This is a genomic window from Pelomonas sp. Root1444 (genome assembly GCF_001426885.1).
Lineage (GTDB): Bacteria > Pseudomonadota > Gammaproteobacteria > Burkholderiales > Burkholderiaceae_C > Pelomonas.
Genome location: NZ_LMFP01000012.1, coordinates 1,767 through 17,576 on the forward strand (window position 1 = coordinate 1,767; position 15,810 = coordinate 17,576).

A 15,810-nucleotide genomic window follows, 5' to 3' on the forward strand; every position below is an offset into this window, starting at 1 on the left:
TTGAGGGTGTCGTTGCCGGCCGCGCCGTCCAGCGTGTCGTGGCCGCGACCGCCGCTCAGCGCGTCCGCGCCGGTCGAGCCGCGCAGGTTGTCGTCACCGGCCGTGCCCTGGCCGATCTGCGCCAGGATGGCCGCGACGTTCCACGTCGTGCCGTCGTCGAAGCGGATCTGCTGGACGGGGTTGTAGGGGCTGCCAGGGTTGTCGTCCTGGAAGAAGTAGTTGATGTAGATGCGGTCGTCGGTGCCGGCGATGCGCAGTTCCAGCGACTCGTTGGTGCCGCCTTGGTCCGCCGTCAGCCGGCGCAGCTGCACGTCGCCCACGGCGACGCCGGCCTTGAGCTGCAGCGTGTTGAGCTTGCCGCCCGTCGTGTCGTAGGTGTAGCCGATCTGGTCGACGCCGTCGCCGCGGCCGAACAGGTAGGTGTTGTTGCCGGTGCTGCCGTCCAGCCAGTCGTTGCCNGCCACCGTCCAGCGTGTCGTTGCCGTTGTTGCCGTAGAGCGCGTCATTGCCGTCGCCGCCCAGCAGGCGGTCGTTGCCGTCGCTGCCGCTGAGGATGTCGTCGCCGCGGCCGCCGGTCAGCACGTCGGCGCCGCTGGTGCCGCGCAGGTTGTCGTTGGCCTCGGTGCCGGCGCTCATCAGCTCGACGAGGCGGGCGATGTTCCAGACGGTGCCGTCGGCGAAGGTGGCCTGCTGCAGCGGGTTGTAGACGTTGCCCGGGTCGTCGCCGTAGAAGAAGTAGTTGGCCGTGATGCGATCGTTGCTGCCGATGATCGCGAACTCCAGGCCATTGACGGCGCCGCCCTGCGTCTCATAGACGCGGCGCACGCTCACGTCGCCCGGCAGCACGTCGGGGCGGAACTGCAACGTATTGAGCTTGCCCGCCGTCGCGTCGTAGCGGCCGGCGATGCTGTCCTGCCCGTCGCCCCGGCCGAAGACGAAGACGTTGTTGCCATTGCCGCCGTCGAGGTAGTCGTTGCCTGCGCCGCCGACCAGCGTGTCCGCGCCCTCCTCGCCGTACAGGAAGTCGTTGCCGTCCTCGCCGTGCAAGGTGTCGTTGCCGCCGCGGCCGGCCAGCGTGTCGTTGCCGGCGCCGCCGTGCATTTCGTTGGCGGCCACGGTGCCGGCGACGTTGTCGTCGGCCGAGGTGCCGGCCAGCAGCGTCGCGACGATGTAGGCAATGTCCCATTCGGTGCCGTCGTCGAAGCGCACCTTCTGGATACCGTTGTAGGCGTTGCCCGGGTCGTCGTTGATGAAGAAGCCGTTGACGGTGACCTTGTCCGTCGAGCCGGCGATGCTCAGTTCCAGCGCGTTGTTGTTGCCGCCCCACCAGTTGTCGTAGACCTGCTTGAGCCTGACGTCGGCCGGCGCGATGCCGGCCTTGAACTGCAGCGTGTTGACGCGCGCCTGGCCGCCGTTGTGGTTGTAGTAGAGGCGGTCCTGGCCGTCGCCGCGACCGAAGATGAAGGTGTTGCTGCCGGCACCCGCGTTCAGCGTGTCGTTGCCGGTGCCGCCTTCCAGCCTGTCGTCGCCGTCGCCACCGTCGATGCTGTCGTCACCATCGCCGCCCTGCAGGGCGTCGTTGCCGGCCGCACCGCTGAGGGAGTCGTTGCCCTCGCCGCCCTGCAGCAGGTCGATCCCGGTGCCGCCATTGAGGCTGTCGTTGCCGACGCCGCCGCTGAGGATGTCATCGCCATCGTCGCCCGACAGGCTGTCATTGCCGGCCCCGCCGTCGATGACGTCGTTGCCGCCCGCGCCGGCGATGGTGTCGTTGCCCAGGCCGCCGCTGAAGTTCTCGGCGTTGATCGTGCCCCGCACGTTGTCGTCGCCGTCAGTGAAGGTCTGGACCATCGCGACCAGCGCCGCGATGTCCCACTCGGTGCCGTCTTCGAACCTGACCTTCTGGATGCCGTTGTAGGCGTTGGCCGGGTCGTCGTTGATGAAGAAGCCGTTGACGGTGATCTTGTCGGTCGTGCCGACGATGCTGAGTTCGAGCGCGTTGTTGTTACCGCCCCACCAGTTGTCGTAGGCCTGCCTGACGCGCACGTCGCCAGCGGCCACGCCGGCTTTGAACTGCAGCGTGTTGATGCGTGCCTGGCCACCGTTGTGGTTGTAGTAAAGGCGGTCCTGTCCGTCGCCGCGACCGAACAGGAATGTGTTGCTGCCATGGCCCGCATTCAGCGTGTCGTTGCCGACACCGCCGTCCAGCGTGTCGTCGCCGTCGCCGCCGTCCAGGCCGTCGTCACCGTCGCCGCCCTTGAGGTTGTCCGCGCCGGCATCGCCATAGATCGAGTCATTGCCGCTGCCGCCCGAGACCGCGTCATCGCCACCGTCGCCGTGCAGCGTGTCGTTGCCGGCGCCGCCGTCGATGTTGTCGTTGCCGGCCGCACCCGAAATGTTGTCGTTGCCGAGCCCGCCGTTGAAGGACTCGTCGGCGACGGTGCCACGCCAGACGTCATCACCGTCGGTGCCGACATAAAGCCGCGCCAAGATGGCCGCGACGTCCCATTCCGTGCCGTCGTCAAAGCGCACCCTCTGGATGCCGCTGTAGGCGTTGGTCGGATCGTCGTTGATGAAGAAGCCGTTGACGGTGACCTTGTCCGTCGTGCCGGCGATGCTCAGCTCCAGCGCGTTGTTGCCGCCCCACCAGTTGTCGTAGGCCTGCCGGACCAGCAGGTCGCCCGGCAGCACGCCGGCCTTGAACTGGAGGGTGTTGATGCGCGCCTGACCCCCGTTGTGGTTGTAGTAAAGGCGGTCTTGCCCGTCGCCGCGACCGAAAAGGAACGTGTTGCTGCCATGGCCCGCATTCAGCGTGTCGTTGCCGTTACCGCCGTCCAGCGTGTCGTCGCCGTCGCCACCATCCAGGCTGTCGTCGCCCTCGCCACCCAGAAGCTGGTCGGTGCCAGCCTCGCCGATGAGGCTGTCGTTGCCCACACCGCCCGAAATGAGGTCGTCGCCGCCGGCACCGTTCAGCGTGTCATTGCCAGCGCCGCCGTTGATGACGTCGGCGCCGGCCGTGCCGCGCAGGTCGTCATTGCCGTCCGTGCCGGCAAACAACATGCTGACGAGAGTTGCGGCATCCCACTCGGTGCCGTCGTTGAAACGCACCCGCTGCACGCCGGCATAGCCGTTGGCCGGGTCATCGGCATAGAAGAAGCCGTTGACCGTGACCTTGTCGCTGCTGCCGGCGATGCTCAGCTCCAGCGCACGGTTGCCGCCGAAGTAGTTGTCGTAGGCCTGCCTGACGACGATGTCGCCCGGCGCGATGCCGGCCTTGAACACCAGCACGTTGCTGCGCGCCTGGTTGCCGTTGTGGTTGTAGTAGAGGCGGTCCTGGCCGTCGCCGTGGCCAAAGACGAAGGCGTTGCTGCCTTGGCCCGCGTTCAGCGTGTCGTTGCCGAGGCCGCCTTCGAGCGTGTCATTGCCGTCGCCACCGTCCAGGCTGTCGTCGCCGTCGCCGCCGAGGAGCTGGTCGGCACCGGCCTCGCCGGTGAGCGTGTCGCTGCCCGTGCCGCCTGAAATGACGTCGTCGCCCGCGGCGCCGTTCAGCGCGTCGTTGCCGGCGCCGCCGGTGATGCTGTCCGCAGCGCTGGTGCCGCGCAGGTTGTCATCACCCGCGGTGCCTGCCAGCAGCATCGTGACGATCTGGTTGGCCGTCCACTCGCTGCCGTCGGCAAAGCGCACGCGCTGAATACCGGCGTAGGCACTGGCCGGGTCGTCGTTGTAGAAGAAGCCGTTGATCGAGACCTTGTCGGTCGTGCCGGCAATGCTCAGTTCCAGCGCGCGGTTGCCGCCAAAGTAGTTGTCGTAAGCCTGCCGGATGACGACGTCCGCCGGCGTGACGCCGGCCTTGAACTGCAGCGTGTTGACGCGCGCCTGGTTGCCGTTGTGGTTGTAGTACAGACGGTCCGAGCCATCGCCCCGGCCGAACAGGAAGGTGTTGCTGCCGTTGCCAGCATTGGTGGTGTCGTCGCCGCTGCCGCCGTCGAGCACGTCGTCGCCGTCGCTGCCCTCCAGGTTGTCGCTGCCCGCGCCGCCGTAGAGCGTGTCGTTGCCGCCAGCGCCGTTCAGGCTGTCGTTGCCCGCGCCGCCGCTCAGCAGGGCCGCCCCCGCGCCGCCGCTGAGGTTGTCATTACCCGCCGTGCCCATGCCCAGCAGGAAGAGCAGGTGCGAGATGTCCCAGACCGTGCCGTCCGCGAACACGACCTTTTGCAGGCCGTTGAACTCGTTGGCCGGCGTGCCGCCGTACAGGAAGCCGTTGAATGAAATGACGTCGGCGGTGCCGTTGATCGTCAGCGCCAGAGCCACGTTGGCGCCCGCGGCTTGGGCGTCCGCAGCGCGCGCGACGCTGACATCTGCCGGCAGCACGCCGGCCTTGAACTGCAGCGTGTTGACCTTGCCGAGGTTCGGGTCCGAGTAGGACTGCACCGTCGTCGCGCCGTCGCCACGGCCGAAGAGATAGAGGTTGTTGCCTGGGCCGTTGGTGACGACCGCGCTCGTCTCGGTGACTCCGGCTGCCAAGGCCTTGCGCTGCGGGCCGGTTTCGATGAGGCCGGGCAGCTCGGCAGCGCTCCATTGCATCCCATCGGCAAAAGCGACGGCCTGTACCGGGTTGGCATCGGTGAAGAACCCGCGAATCTGCACGCGGTCGGCCGTGCCGCGCAATGCCAGCTCCAATGCAGTGGCTTCGCCGGTCGCATCGTCGACGACGCGGCGGACCGCCAGGTCACTCGGCGCAATGCCGTCGCCCAGCTGTAGCAGCCCTGGCGCGTCGTCGCCCGCCGCGCGCGTGTCCACCCAGGCCGCGCCCTCGCCGCGCTCGAAGCCGTAGACCTTGGGCGCCGTTGGCTCGCTTTGCGTCGCCAGCAGGTGCACGGCGGGCAGCGCATCGGCCGACAACAGCAGCTTGGGCTCCAGCGTCTCGATCTTCCAGGGTTCGGGCTTGCGCGGCTGGACGCGGGTGGACGCGTTCTTGGAGGCACGGCGCAGGGCGGCCGCGGCACGGGCGCGCAGGGACTTGATCGACATTGCTGAAACCCTCGGAGTTCGTCTACCAAACCCCGCTGTTTCAAGCAGTTACAGGCAACGGCAAGCGGCGCGCCTGCCTAGGGAATGGGCCGGGGGATTCTGGGGTCAGGCCATGACAGATTTACGCTTTTTCACCTGCAAATGCGGGGGACGTCACCGGCGAAAGCGACGGGTTCCCCCTAGGTCTTGGGAGCACCGACACCGCTTGACAACGCAGTCAGACGCCGCGTGCCCGATCGGCCGCGAACTGCGCCCGCCAAGCCCCGAAACGGCCAGCGTCCAGTGCCGCGCGGATTTCACCCATCAGGTTCAGGTAGTAGTGCAGGTTGTGCACGCTGGTCAGCATCGGCCCCAGCATTTCGCCGCAGCGATCCAGGTGGTGCAGGTAGGCGCGCGAGAAGCCACTGCAGCATTCGCAACCGCAGGTTTCATCCACAGGCTTTTCGTCGTTTTTGTAACGCGCATTGCGCAGCCGCAGGTCGCCGAAGCGGGTGAACAGATGGCCGTTGCGCGCATTGCGGGTGGGCATGACGCAATCGAACATGTCGATGCCCTGGCTGACGCCCTCAACCAGGTCCTCCGGCGTGCCCACGCCCATCAGGTAGCGCGGCTTGTTCGCCGGCAGCTGGTGGCCGGTGTGTTCCAGGATGCGTTGCATCTCGGCCTTCGGTTCGCCCACCGACAGGCCGCCGATGGCGTAGCCAGGCAGGTTGAGTTCAGCCAGGCCGGCCAGCGACGCGTCACGCAGGTTCGTGAACATGCCGCCCTGCACGATGCCGAACAGCGCGTTGGGGTTCTGCAGCCGGTCGAACTCGGTGATGCAGCGCTTGGCCCAGCGCAGGCTCAGCTCCATCGACGACCGGGCCTCGCGTTCGGTGGTCAGCACGCCCTTGCTCTCGTACGGCGTGCATTCGTCGAACTGCATGACGATGTCGCTGTTGAGCACCGTCTGGATCTGCATGCTGACCTCGGGCGTGAGCAGCAGCTTGTCGCCGTTGACGGGCGAGGCGAACTTGACGCCTTCCTCGCTGATCTTGCGCATCGCGCCCAGGCTCCAGACCTGGAAGCCGCCGCTGTCGGTCAGGATGGGCTTGCTCCAGCTCTCGAAGCGATGCAGGCCGCCGAACTGGGTGACCACATCCAGGCCCGGCCGCATCCACAGGTGGAAGGTGTTGCCCAGGATGATCTGTGCGCCCATCTCCTCCAGCGACCGCGGCGTGACGCCCTTGACCGTGCCGTAGGTGCCCACGGGCATGAAGATGGGCGTCTGCACGACGCCGTGGTTGAGCGTGAGCGTGCCGCGGCGGGCGCGGCCTTCGGTCTTGAGGAGTTCGAACTTCAGCATGGGGCGGGGATTGTCTCGCGCTGCAGCAGCATCGCGTCGCCGTAGCTGAAGAAGCGGTAGCGCGCGGCGATGGCGTGCCGGTAGAGCGACATCACCCGCTCATGGCCGGCGAAGGCGCTGACCAGCATCATCAGCGTGCTTCTGGGCAGGTGGAAGTTGGTCAGCAGGCGGTCCGCGACCTGGAACTCGAAACCCGGCGTGATGAAGATGTCGGTTTCGCGCGCGCCGGTCTGCAATAGCGCCGCGAGCCCGGCCTGGCGCGCCGCAACGGCCGCGGACTCGAGCGTACGCAGCGTCGTCGTGCCCACCGCGAGCACCCGGCCGCCCGCGGCCTTGGTGGCGGCGATGCGCGCTGCGGTCGCGGGCGAGACATGGCACCACTCGCTGTGCATCTTGTGGTCGGCGATGTGGTCGACCCGCACCGGCTGGAAGGTGCCGGCGCCCACATGCAGCGTCACCTCCGCCGTGCCGACCCCGCGCTCGGCCAGGGCGGCCAGCACGCCCGCGTCGAAATGCAGCGCCGCGGTCGGCGCCGCGACGGCGCCCGGTTCGGCGGCGAAGACGGTCTGGTAGCGCCGCACGTCGTCGGCATCGTCCGTGTGGGCGATATAGGGCGGCAGCGGCACATGGCCGTGCGCCTCCAGCAGCGTGAACGGGTCGCCGGCCAGGCGCAGGTGGAAGAGGCCGTTGTCCGGCCCGCAGCGGCCCAGCACCTCGGCGTCGAAGGCGTCCGCAAAGCGCACGCGGCTGCCGGGCTTGGGCGACTTGCTGGCGCGCAGATGCATCCACACCTCTTGCGTGCCAGGCAGCACGCGCTCAACCAGCGCCTCGACGGCGCCCCCCGTCGCCTTCACGCCGTAGAGCCGCGCCTTGATCACCCGGGTGTTATTGAACACCAGCAGGTCGCCCGCATCCAGCAGCCCGGGCAGTTCGCGGAACACCCGGTCCACCGCGGCGGCGCCGGTCGCGTCCAGCAAGCGCGAGCCGCTGCGTTCGGGCGCCGGATGCTGGGCGATCAGCTCGGGAGGAAGGTCGAAATCGAAGTCGGCCACGGTGTGGGCCGACGGGGCGCGAGCAGCAGGCATGGACGCGTTTGAGGGCCGTACAGACCCGTACCAAGAGGAGCGCCATTGTCCATCGCGCCGTGGACTGGCACTGGCACGCCGGTGCTTTGCCACGTACGACCGCAAGGCCGGGGTGCCAACGCCGGGCTGAGCATGCCGGGCGCCTGCCGAGGTGCGGCGTGTTCCGTCGCGAGCAGCGCTGTCATGAAGAACGGGGGCCGGCGGGCCTAGACTTGCGCCGCCTCTACTTTCGTCCCCGTGAAGCGTCGCGCCTGCCTTGCCCTGCCTGTCCTTTTGGGATGCCGCCCGCCGGCCCTTGCGGCGCCTGCGGAGCGGACTTTGTTCGGCTTCACCGAGAACCTGCCGCCGTTGAACTTCCAGGGTGAAGGCGGGCCGCAGGGTTTCAGCGTCGAACTGCTGCGCCTGATGGCCGCGGGCGCCGGCCTGGCGCTGGAGTTGCAGGTGTTGCCCTGGCAGCGCGCCATGCAACAGGCTGAGGCCCAGGCGGCCAGTGTGTTGTTTTCGCTGACGCGCACGCCCGAGCGGGAGCCGCAGTTCCAGTGGGTCGGCCCGATCGCCCAGCGGCGGATCCTGATCTACCGGCTTGCCAGCCGGCCCGACCTGAAGTTGACGCAGCTCGCCGACCTGGGCGATGGCCGCATCGGCGTGGTGCGGGAATCGGCCGCGGACCGGCAGCTGCAGGCTGCCGGCCTCAAGCCGGGCGCGCAGCTGGAGCAGGGCCTGGACGACGCCACCAACCTGCGCAAGCTGCTGGCCGGCCGCATGGAGTACATCACCTTGCTGGACTGGGCCGCGGCCTGGAACCTGCGGCAGCTCAAGCTTCCCTACGACACGCTGCATGCGGTCATGGAGCAGGACACGGCGCGGTCGTACTGGTACGGCCTGCGGCCCGACGCCGATCCGGAGCTGGCGCGGCGGCTGCAGGTGGAACTGGATGCGATCAAGCGCGACGGGCGGTACGAACGGCTGCGGCTGCGCTACTTCCGCTGAGGGCGGCAAAGGCGCCGGCACAATGCCGGGCCATGCCAGAGGCCAGCGCCAAGTCAGCACCGCAGAAGGCGATGGAAAAACTCGGCCTGCTGCGCGACATCGACCTGGCGCTGCACCTGCCGCTGCGTTACGAGGACGAGACCCGCATCACGCCCATCGCAGCGTTGCATGAGAACGAGCCTGCACAGGTCGAAGGCGTCGTCGTCGACTGCCAGGTCGAGCTGCGCAGCCGCCGCCAGTTGCTGGTGCGCGTGAAGGACGACACCGGCACGCTGCTCTTGCGCTTCCTGCACTTCTACCCATCGCAGCAGAAGCAGATGTCGGCCGCGACCCGGCTGCGCATCCGCGGCGAGGCGCGCATCGGCTTCTTCGGCCGCGAGATGGTGCACCCGGTCGTCAAGGTCGTCGACGAGGGCACGCCGCTGGCGCAGGCGCTGACGCCGGTCTACCCGGCCTCGGCGCAGCTGCCGCAGGCCTATCTGCGCAAGGCCGTGGCCTCGGGGCTGGCACGCGCGGACCTGCGCGAGCTGCTGCCGCCGGGCGTCTTTCAAGGCCTGGGGCTGGGGGGCCTGCCCAGCCTCAAGGAGGCCTTGCACCACCTGCACCACCCACCGCCGGATGCGTCACTCGCGGCGCTGGAAGACCACAGCCACCCCGCCTGGCAGCGGCTCAAGTTCGAGGAGCTTCTGGCCCAGCAGTTGTCGCAGCTGCAGGCGCAGCGCGAGCGGGCGCTGCTGGCGGCGCCGGCGCTGCGCGCGCAGCCGGGCGGTCTGCACGAGAAGCTGCTGGCGGCACTGCCCTTTCAGCTCACCACCGCCCAGCAGCGCGTGGCGGAGGAGATTGCGCAAGACCTGGCACGCGCGCAGCCCATGCACCGGCTGCTGCAGGGCGACGTGGGCTCGGGCAAGACGGTCGTCGCGGCGCTCGCGGCGGCTGTCGCCATCGATGCCGGCTGGCAATGCGCGCTGATGGCCCCCACCGAGATCCTGGCGGAGCAGCATTTCCGCAAGCTCGTCCAGTGGCTGGAGCCGCTGGGGCTGAAGGTGGCGTGGCTCACCGGCAGCGTGAAGGGCAAGGCGCGCCAGGCCATGCTGGATGCCGCGGCATCCGGGGCCGCCCAACTCGTCATCGGCACGCACGCGGTCATCGAGGACAAGGTCAGGTTCGCGCGGCTGGGCCTGGCCATCATCGACGAGCAGCACCGCTTCGGCGTCGCGCAGCGTCTCGCGCTCAGGAACAAGCTCAAAAGCATGGCGCTGGAGCCGCATCTGTTGATGATGAGCGCCACGCCCATCCCGCGCACGCTGGCGATGACGTACTTCGCCGACCTCGACGTGTCCACCATCGACGAGCTGCCGCCCGGCCGCAGCCCCATCGTGACCAAGGTGTTCACCGAGTCCAAGCGCCACGACGTGCTGGACAAGATCCGCGGCGCGGTGGCGGACGGCGCGCAGGTCTACTGGGTATGCCCGCTGGTGGAGGAGAGCGAAGCCATCGACCTGCGCAACGCGACCGAGACGCACGCCGAGCTGAGCGCCGCGCTGCCGGGCGCCCAGGTCGGCCTGCTGCATGGCCGCATGGCCGCTGGCGAGAAGGCGGCTGTGATGGCGCAGTTCTCCGCCGGCCAGATGAGCGTGCTGGTGGCCACCACCGTCATCGAGGTCGGCGTGGACGTGCCCAACGCCAGCTTGATGGTCATCGAGCATGCGGAGCGCTTCGGGCTGGCGCAGCTGCACCAGCTGCGCGGCCGCGTGGGCCGTGGTGCCAAGGCCAGCGTCTGCGTGCTGATCTACAGCCCGCCGCTGTCCGACACCGGCAAGGCGCGGTTGAAGGCGATGGCCGAGACGACCGACGGCTTCGAGATCGCCCGGCGCGACCTGGACATCCGCGGCCCGGGCGAGTTCATGGGCTCGCGCCAGAGCGGCGCGGAGCTGTTGCGGTTTGCCGACCTGCAGGAGGACGCGCCGCTGCTGGTGGCGGCGCGAGCACTGGCGCCGCGGCTGCTTGACGAGCATCCCGAGGCTGCGCGGCGTCAGGTCGCGCGCTGGCTCGGGACGAAGGCGGAGTTCCTGAAGGCGTGAGTGGGCGAGAGGCCTACTTGCAGACGAAGCTCTTCGCGTTGACTTCCTTCACGTTGCCGGCGCCACAGGCGGCCATCGCCCGTTCGGTGTTCTTGGCCATGGCGTCGGCATCGAACGCGTTGGATGAGCCGGCCGGCGGCGCGAAGACGCAGGCACTGAGCAGGAGCGCAGCGGTGAGGGCGGTGGCAAAAGCGGCGAAACGGTTCATTCGTGTTCTCGGGGTCAGGTGTTGAGGAAGGCGGATCGTCGCCAAGGTCCGCCGCGGGCGACCGCGGCATGCGACGAACTGCACAACGCCTTGGACAGGCTGCGCGCTGACAGCCGTGCTACAGCTCGAGCTTCTCGCGCAACAGCCGGGCTTGCCGGCGTGACACCTCGACCTGGTGGCCGTCGCGCAGCGTGACACGGTAGCCGTCGTTGCTCCAGGGCTCTATGCCCTGCACCCAGCGCAGGTTGATCAAATGGCTGCGGCTGGCGCGGAAGAAGAGCTGCGGGTCCAGGCGTTCTTCCAGCGCGGTCAGCGTGCGGGCCAGCAGCGGGCGCTGGCCGTCGAACCAGGCCTGGGCGTAGTTGCCGCAGGCCTCGAAGCCGGCGATGTCGCCCAGGCGCACGAACCAGCAGCACTCGCCGTCGCGCAGGAAGACCATGTCGTCCCCGCCCTTGACTGCCGCCGCAGGCGTCGCCGGGGCCGCGGGCCGCAGGCGCTCGCGTGCCTTGGCCAGCGCCGCCTCCAGCCGCTGAGCGTCGATGGGCTTGAGCAGATAGTCCAGCGCATTGCGTTCGAAGGCGGCCAGCGCATGCTGGTCGTAGGCGGTCGTGAAGACGACCAGCGGCAGGTGCTCCAGCTGGTCCAGCAGGTCGAAGCCGGTGGCACCGGGCAGCTCGACGTCCAGCAGCAGCAGCTCGGGCCGCAGCGTGTCGATGGCCGCGCGCGCCGGCGCCAGTTCGGCGGCCTCGCCGACGATGTCGGCGTCGGGAACGGCGGCGAGCAGCGTGCGCAGTTCCTGGCGGGCCAGGCGCGAGTCCTCGACGATGTAGATCCTCATGCGGCCAATTCCACGCTGACGTTGACGCGCCCGTTGGCCGCTGCGATGCGGCAATCCGCCCCGGCGCCGCCGGCGCGCGCCAGGCGCTCGCGCAGGTGCACGAGGCCCAGGCCGGTGCCCTCGGTGGCGCCGGGCGTCCACAGGCCGGGGTTGTCCACGGCGATGTGCAGCCGCTCGCCCGTACGCGCGATGCGGATGTCGACGACGCCGCCACCCACCGTGCGCGCCACGCCATGCTTGATCGCGTTCTCGACCAGCAGCTGCAGCAGCATGGGCGGCACGCTGGCGCCGGCGGTGGCCGGGTCGACCTGCCAGTCCACGCGCAGCCGCTCCTCGTGGTGCAGCTGCTCCAGCGCCACGTAGTCGCGCACGACGGCCAGCTCATCGGCCAGCGGCACGCGTTCCTTGGCGCTGTGCTGCAGCGTGTGGCGCAGCGTGTTGGACAGGCGGCCCAGCATCTCGCGGGCGCGGGTCGGGTCTTCGTTGATGAGGGCGCGCAGGTTGTTCAGCGCGTTGAACAGGAAATGCGGGTTGACCTGCGCGCGCAGCACCTGCAGCTCCAGCTCGCGCGCGGCGGCCTCGGCCTGCCACTTGGCGATCTCGCCGACGCGCCAGCGGTGCAGCATCTGCAGGCCCACCCAGACGGCCGTCCACAGCCACAGCATGATGGTGGTGTTCACCGTGTAGCTCAGCAGCACCAGCCCGCCGCGGGGCATGCCGGGCGGAAAGGCGAGCAGGCCCAGCGACAGCCCCACCCAGTTGATGCCGAAGATCGCGCACTGCACCGCCAGTGCCAGCAGCGGAGGCGTCAGCGCGAGGCGCAGCAGCAGGGCGCGGGGCGAGCGGTCCAGCCAGCGGCCGCGCAGCGCCAGCTTGCGCAGCGTTTCGCTGGCCGCCCACAACCCGGCGCCAACGCAGCCCATCACGAAGACCAGCGACCCGGTGAGCGGTTGGAAGTTCGCGACCATGGCCAGCGAAATGGCGACGTAGCCGCCCCACAGCAGCGCCTGCAACGCGATCCGCCTGCGCATGTCCATGCTCTCCTGTGGCCTCGCCCTGGGTTGCGCTTCTACTTGGTCGCCAGGAAGCCCTTGACCTCGCCGACCAGCCAGTCGGCATCGTCCCACATGAGGAAGTGATGGCCGCGCTGGCTCATGGCCACCTTGACGCCGTTCAGGCCGGCGTACTGCGTCTCGAAGATGCGCCGGGTGCTCTCCAGCGTGGCGCCCATCGGCTCGTAGGCCGCCCAGGCGCCCAGCACCAGCGTCGGTGCCGTGATGCGGGGCAGCAGCGGGCGCAGGTCCTCGCCCCACAGTTCGGACATCGCCTGCGCCGTCGTCGCGCGGTCACTGGCCAGTCCCCAGGCGACGACGCGCTCAGTGTTCGCCGGGCTGCGGCTCATGCCGGCCGCGCCCTGCCGCGTGCCCGCCTCCCATTGCGCCGGCGTGGCGGACAGCATCTGCTGGCGCATGCCGGCGGCCATGCCGCGCGCGGCTTCGGGCGTCATGCCGCGCAGGCCGGCGAGGAAGGGCAGCGCGTCGACGATGACTAGGCGCTCGATGCGGCCGGGCTTCTCCGCCGCCATCTGCAGCGCCAGCGTGCCGCCCAGGCTGTGGCCGATGACGACGGGCCGCTCGAGCTGGCGGTCGTCCAGGTAGGCCAGCAGGCGGTCGCGCATGCCGTGCTGGAAGTTGTCCGCCGCGACGGCCGGCGCACCGGCGAAGCCGGGCAACTGCACGATGTGGCACTGCACGCCGGGCTGCAGCGCGGCGCAGGTCTCGGTCCAGGTGGCCGCGGCGCTGTTCAGGCCGGGGATCAACACGACCGGCCGGCCCTGGCCGACGACCTCGATGCGCAGGTCGCGGAACTCGGCCGTCGCGGCCTCGCTGCGGGCCACGTAGAGCGCCGTGAGGATGCCGATGGCCGCACCGAACAGGCCGGCCCAGGAACGTTTGCTGCGGGACATGTCATCTCCATCGGCGTTGTGATGGAGCGCATGTTGCCCGGGCCGCCGCCGGGTTCGGCGCCGTCGATGACGAGCGGCAGGCCGGGCGGACGAATGGCCGGCCGGCCGCTTGAGCGGCGCCTACTTCAGGCGTTGTGCCCAGTACACCAGCACCTCGGTGCGCGGCTGGATGTCCGTCGAGCTGTAGGTGTAGGTCGGCACGATGTTGATCGCGTCCAGCGTGTTCAGCCCCGAGATGATGCGGCCGAAGACCGCGTAGCCCGGGTTGGCGGCGCTCTGGTAGTCCAGGCTGGTGTTGTCCACCACGTTGAAGAAGAACTGGCTGGTGGCCGAGTCGGCGTCGCTGCGGCGCGCCATGGCGATGGTGCCGCGCAGGTTGGACAGGCCGTTGTTGCTCTCCAGCTTGATGGGTGCGTACAGCGGCTGCTTGACGACCATGCCGCTGGTGTAGCCACCGCCCTGGATGACGAAGTCGCGGTCGACGCGGTGGATCAGCGTCTTCGTGTAGAAGCCGGCGGCGACGTACTTGTAGAAGTTGGCCACCGTCTGCGGCGAGTAGGTGTCGTACAGCTCGACGACGATCTCGCCACTGCTGGTCAGCATGCAGACCGTGCCCCACTGGCTGGCCGCGGACGCGGCGAGACCGGCGGCGCTGCAGGACAGCGTGGGCGGGTTGGGGTTGGGATTGGGCCGCGGATAGGGCGTGCCGCCGCCACCGCCGCCGCCGCCATCGCCCACTTCCACATAAGCGCCGCCACCGCAGGCGCTGAGCAGGGCGGCCACGCCCACGGCAAGTAAAAAGCTGGCGAAACGGGTGGACGACTGACGCATGGGCATCTCCAGATGGTGCCGGCTCAACGCGCCGGGCGGCGCGTTGTTGACTTTGCTTACAAGCCTTTACCAGCGCTCGCTATAGTCCGCGCCGCTGCCACGAGCGGTGCCCCTTTTCCTCACCTGCTGACCTGCCCATGACCCTGCACGCCTCCCGTCGCCTCGCCCTCCTGCTCGCACTGAGCGCCAGCCTCGGTCTCGCCGCCTGTGGTGGTGGCGGTGGCGATTCGGGCCCGCCCGTCAACACGGACCCTAACGGCTGGAATGCCGTGACGGCGCTGAAGTCGACGGACACGGTGGTGGGCACCGGCGCCCAGGCGGATACGACCAAGACGGTCACCGTGCACTACACCGGGTATTTGTACGACGTGCGCGTGGCCAGCACCAAGGGCACGCAGTTCGACACTTCGGTCGGCAAGACGCCCTACACGTTCAAGCTCGGCGCGGGCACTGTCATCCCCGGTTTCGACCAGGGCGTCACCGGCATGAAGGTCGGCGGCAAGCGCACCGTCACCATCCCGGCTGCGCTGGGCTATGGCGCCACCGGCCAGGGCGTGATCCCGCCGAACGCCGCGCTGGTGTTCGACCTGGAACTGGTCGCCGTCAACTGACCTCGAGGTTGTCGATCAGCCGGGTGCTGCCCAGCCGGGCGGCGCCCAACGCCACCAGCGCCTGGCCATCCACCGCCGGCCCCAGGTCGTGCTGGCGGCGCAGCGTCAGATAGTCCGGCACCCAGCCGGCATCGCGCAGCGACTGCATCGCCTGCGCCTCCAGCGCCGCCGGGTCGCGCTCGCCGGCCTGCCAGCGGGCGATCAGGCCCTTGAGCGTGCGCGACAGGCGCAGCGCCTCGACCTTCTCGGCGTCGCTCAGGTAGCCGTTGCGCGAGGACAGCGCCAGGCCTTCGGCGCTGCGCCGCGTCTCGCCACCGTGGATGGCGATGGGCAGCGCCATCTGCGCCGTCATGCGGCGCAGCACCATCAGCTGCTGGTAGTCCTTCTTGCCGAACACGGCCAGCGTCGGCTGCACGATGTTGAACAGCTTGTGCACGACGGTGCAGACGCCGGTGAAGAAGCCGGGGCGAAAGTGCCCTTCGAGGATGTCGGCCAGCTCGGGCGGCGGCTGCACCTTGTAGCCCTGGGGCTCGGGGTACAGCTCCTTCTCGCTCGGCGCGAAGACGATGTCGCAGCCGGCGCCCTCCAGCAGCTCGCAGTCGCGCGCCAAGGTGCGCGGGTAGGTGTCGAAGTCCTCGTGCGGCGCGAACTGCAGCCGGTTCACGAAGATGCTGGCGACGGTCGCGCCCGCGGGGCCGACCAGCTCGCGCGCCTGCTTCACCAGCGCCAGGTGGCCATCGTGCAGGTTGCCCATCGTCGGCACGAAGCCGCGCTGGCGGTGGATGGCGAGTGCGTCGCGCAGCTCGGCGATGGTGTGGATCACCTGCATG

At 69.3% G+C, this 15,810-nt stretch carries 12 protein-coding genes and 1 pseudogene; 3 read left to right on the plus strand and 10 right to left on the minus strand.

The window, feature by feature from the left end; genetic code table 11:
- The 4 genes and pseudogenes from ASD35_RS28065 to queA form a co-directional block, all read right to left on the minus strand.
- Positions 1-458: calcium-binding protein (locus ASD35_RS28065; RefSeq protein ID WP_304438202.1), on the minus strand; the 458-nt coding region annotated here is incomplete at both ends.
- A 1-nt stretch (position 459) separates the two neighbouring features.
- A pseudogene (locus ASD35_RS28560) lies at positions 460-5,025 on the minus strand (calcium-binding protein); the annotation flags it as partial.
- A gap of 217 nt (positions 5,026-5,242) precedes the next feature.
- Positions 5,243-6,370, minus strand: coding sequence for a tRNA guanosine(34) transglycosylase Tgt (tgt, locus tag ASD35_RS13380; RefSeq protein ID WP_056875448.1), 1,128 nt, complete (start codon positions 6,368-6,370; stop codon positions 5,243-5,245).
- Positions 6,364-7,455 (minus strand): tRNA preQ1(34) S-adenosylmethionine ribosyltransferase-isomerase QueA, encoded by a 1,092-nt coding sequence (gene queA, locus ASD35_RS13385; RefSeq protein ID WP_056875449.1) that lies wholly within the window; start codon positions 7,453-7,455, stop codon positions 6,364-6,366. The genes tgt and queA overlap by 7 nt, the downstream gene beginning before the upstream one ends.
- A gap of 318 nt (positions 7,456-7,773) precedes the next feature.
- Between queA and ASD35_RS27220 the strand changes: the two genes are divergently transcribed.
- On the plus strand, positions 7,774-8,445 hold the full coding sequence (locus ASD35_RS27220) for an ABC transporter substrate-binding protein (RefSeq protein ID WP_056875450.1): 672 nt from the start codon (positions 7,774-7,776) through the stop codon (positions 8,443-8,445).
- The gene (gene recG / locus ASD35_RS13395) at positions 8,442-10,526 is read left to right on the plus strand and encodes an ATP-dependent DNA helicase RecG (RefSeq protein ID WP_255354523.1); all 2,085 of its coding nucleotides are present in this window, start codon (positions 8,442-8,444) and stop codon (positions 10,524-10,526) included. Before ASD35_RS27220 ends, recG begins: the two co-directional genes overlap by 4 nt.
- Before the next feature lie 13 nt (positions 10,527-10,539).
- Here recG and ASD35_RS13400 read toward each other — a convergent pair whose 3' ends face one another.
- The 5 genes from ASD35_RS13400 to ASD35_RS13420 all read right to left on the minus strand — a co-directional run bounded on the left by ASD35_RS13400 (position 10,540) and on the right by ASD35_RS13420 (position 14,369).
- Positions 10,540-10,734 carry a hypothetical protein gene (locus ASD35_RS13400; protein WP_056875452.1) on the minus strand — a complete coding sequence of 65 codons (195 nt, stop codon included), beginning with the start codon at positions 10,732-10,734 and terminating at the stop codon, positions 10,540-10,542.
- Between the two features lie 118 nt (positions 10,735-10,852).
- Positions 10,853-11,572: a LytTR family DNA-binding domain-containing protein gene (locus ASD35_RS13405; protein ID WP_056875453.1), complete on the minus strand. Its 720-nt coding sequence runs from the start codon at positions 11,570-11,572 to the stop codon at positions 10,853-10,855.
- Positions 11,569-12,603 (minus strand): sensor histidine kinase, encoded by a 1,035-nt coding sequence (locus ASD35_RS13410; protein WP_056875454.1) that lies wholly within the window; start codon positions 12,601-12,603, stop codon positions 11,569-11,571. Before ASD35_RS13410 ends, ASD35_RS13405 begins: the two co-directional genes overlap by 4 nt.
- A gap of 38 nt (positions 12,604-12,641) precedes the next feature.
- Positions 12,642-13,538: an alpha/beta fold hydrolase gene (locus ASD35_RS13415; protein ID WP_056875455.1), complete on the minus strand. Its 897-nt coding sequence runs from the start codon at positions 13,536-13,538 to the stop codon at positions 12,642-12,644.
- A gap of 120 nt (positions 13,539-13,658) precedes the next feature.
- Positions 13,659-14,369, minus strand: a complete 711-nt coding sequence (locus tag ASD35_RS13420) for a peptidylprolyl isomerase (protein WP_162254459.1) — start codon at positions 14,367-14,369, stop codon at positions 13,659-13,661.
- A 137-nt stretch (positions 14,370-14,506) separates the two neighbouring features.
- Here ASD35_RS13420 and ASD35_RS13425 point away from each other — a divergent pair, with 137 nt between their 5' ends.
- Positions 14,507-14,980, plus strand: coding sequence for an FKBP-type peptidyl-prolyl cis-trans isomerase (locus ASD35_RS13425; RefSeq protein WP_056875457.1), 474 nt, complete (start codon positions 14,507-14,509; stop codon positions 14,978-14,980).
- Here ASD35_RS13425 and panC read toward each other — a convergent pair.
- Positions 14,973-15,809: a pantoate--beta-alanine ligase gene (gene panC, locus ASD35_RS13430; RefSeq protein WP_056875458.1), complete on the minus strand. Its 837-nt coding sequence runs from the start codon at positions 15,807-15,809 to the stop codon at positions 14,973-14,975. The genes ASD35_RS13425 and panC overlap by 8 nt on opposite strands.
- Position 15,810: the final 1 nt, after the last annotated feature.

Coding starts and splice junctions, on each gene's coding strand:
- tgt (WP_056875448.1), bottom strand. CDS start 6,370: ATGCTGAAGTTCGAACTCCTCAAGACCGAAGGCCGCGCCCGCCGCGGC.
- queA (WP_056875449.1), bottom strand. CDS start 7,455: ATGCCTGCTGCTCGCGCCCCGTCGGCCCACACCGTGGCCGACTTCGAT.
- ASD35_RS13400 (WP_056875452.1), bottom strand. CDS start 10,734: ATGAACCGTTTCGCCGCTTTTGCCACCGCCCTCACCGCTGCGCTCCTG.
- ASD35_RS13405 (WP_056875453.1), bottom strand. CDS start 11,572: ATGAGGATCTACATCGTCGAGGACTCGCGCCTGGCCCGCCAGGAACTG.
- ASD35_RS13410 (WP_056875454.1), bottom strand. CDS start 12,603: ATGCGCAGGCGGATCGCGTTGCAGGCGCTGCTGTGGGGCGGCTACGTC.
- ASD35_RS13415 (WP_056875455.1), bottom strand. CDS start 13,538: ATGTCCCGCAGCAAACGTTCCTGGGCCGGCCTGTTCGGTGCGGCCATC.
- ASD35_RS13420 (WP_162254459.1), bottom strand. CDS start 14,369: ATGCGTCAGTCGTCCACCCGTTTCGCCAGCTTTTTACTTGCCGTGGGC.
- ASD35_RS13425 (WP_056875457.1), top strand. CDS start 14,507: ATGACCCTGCACGCCTCCCGTCGCCTCGCCCTCCTGCTCGCACTGAGC.
- panC (WP_056875458.1), bottom strand. CDS start 15,809: ATGCAGGTGATCCACACCATCGCCGAGCTGCGCGACGCACTCGCCATC.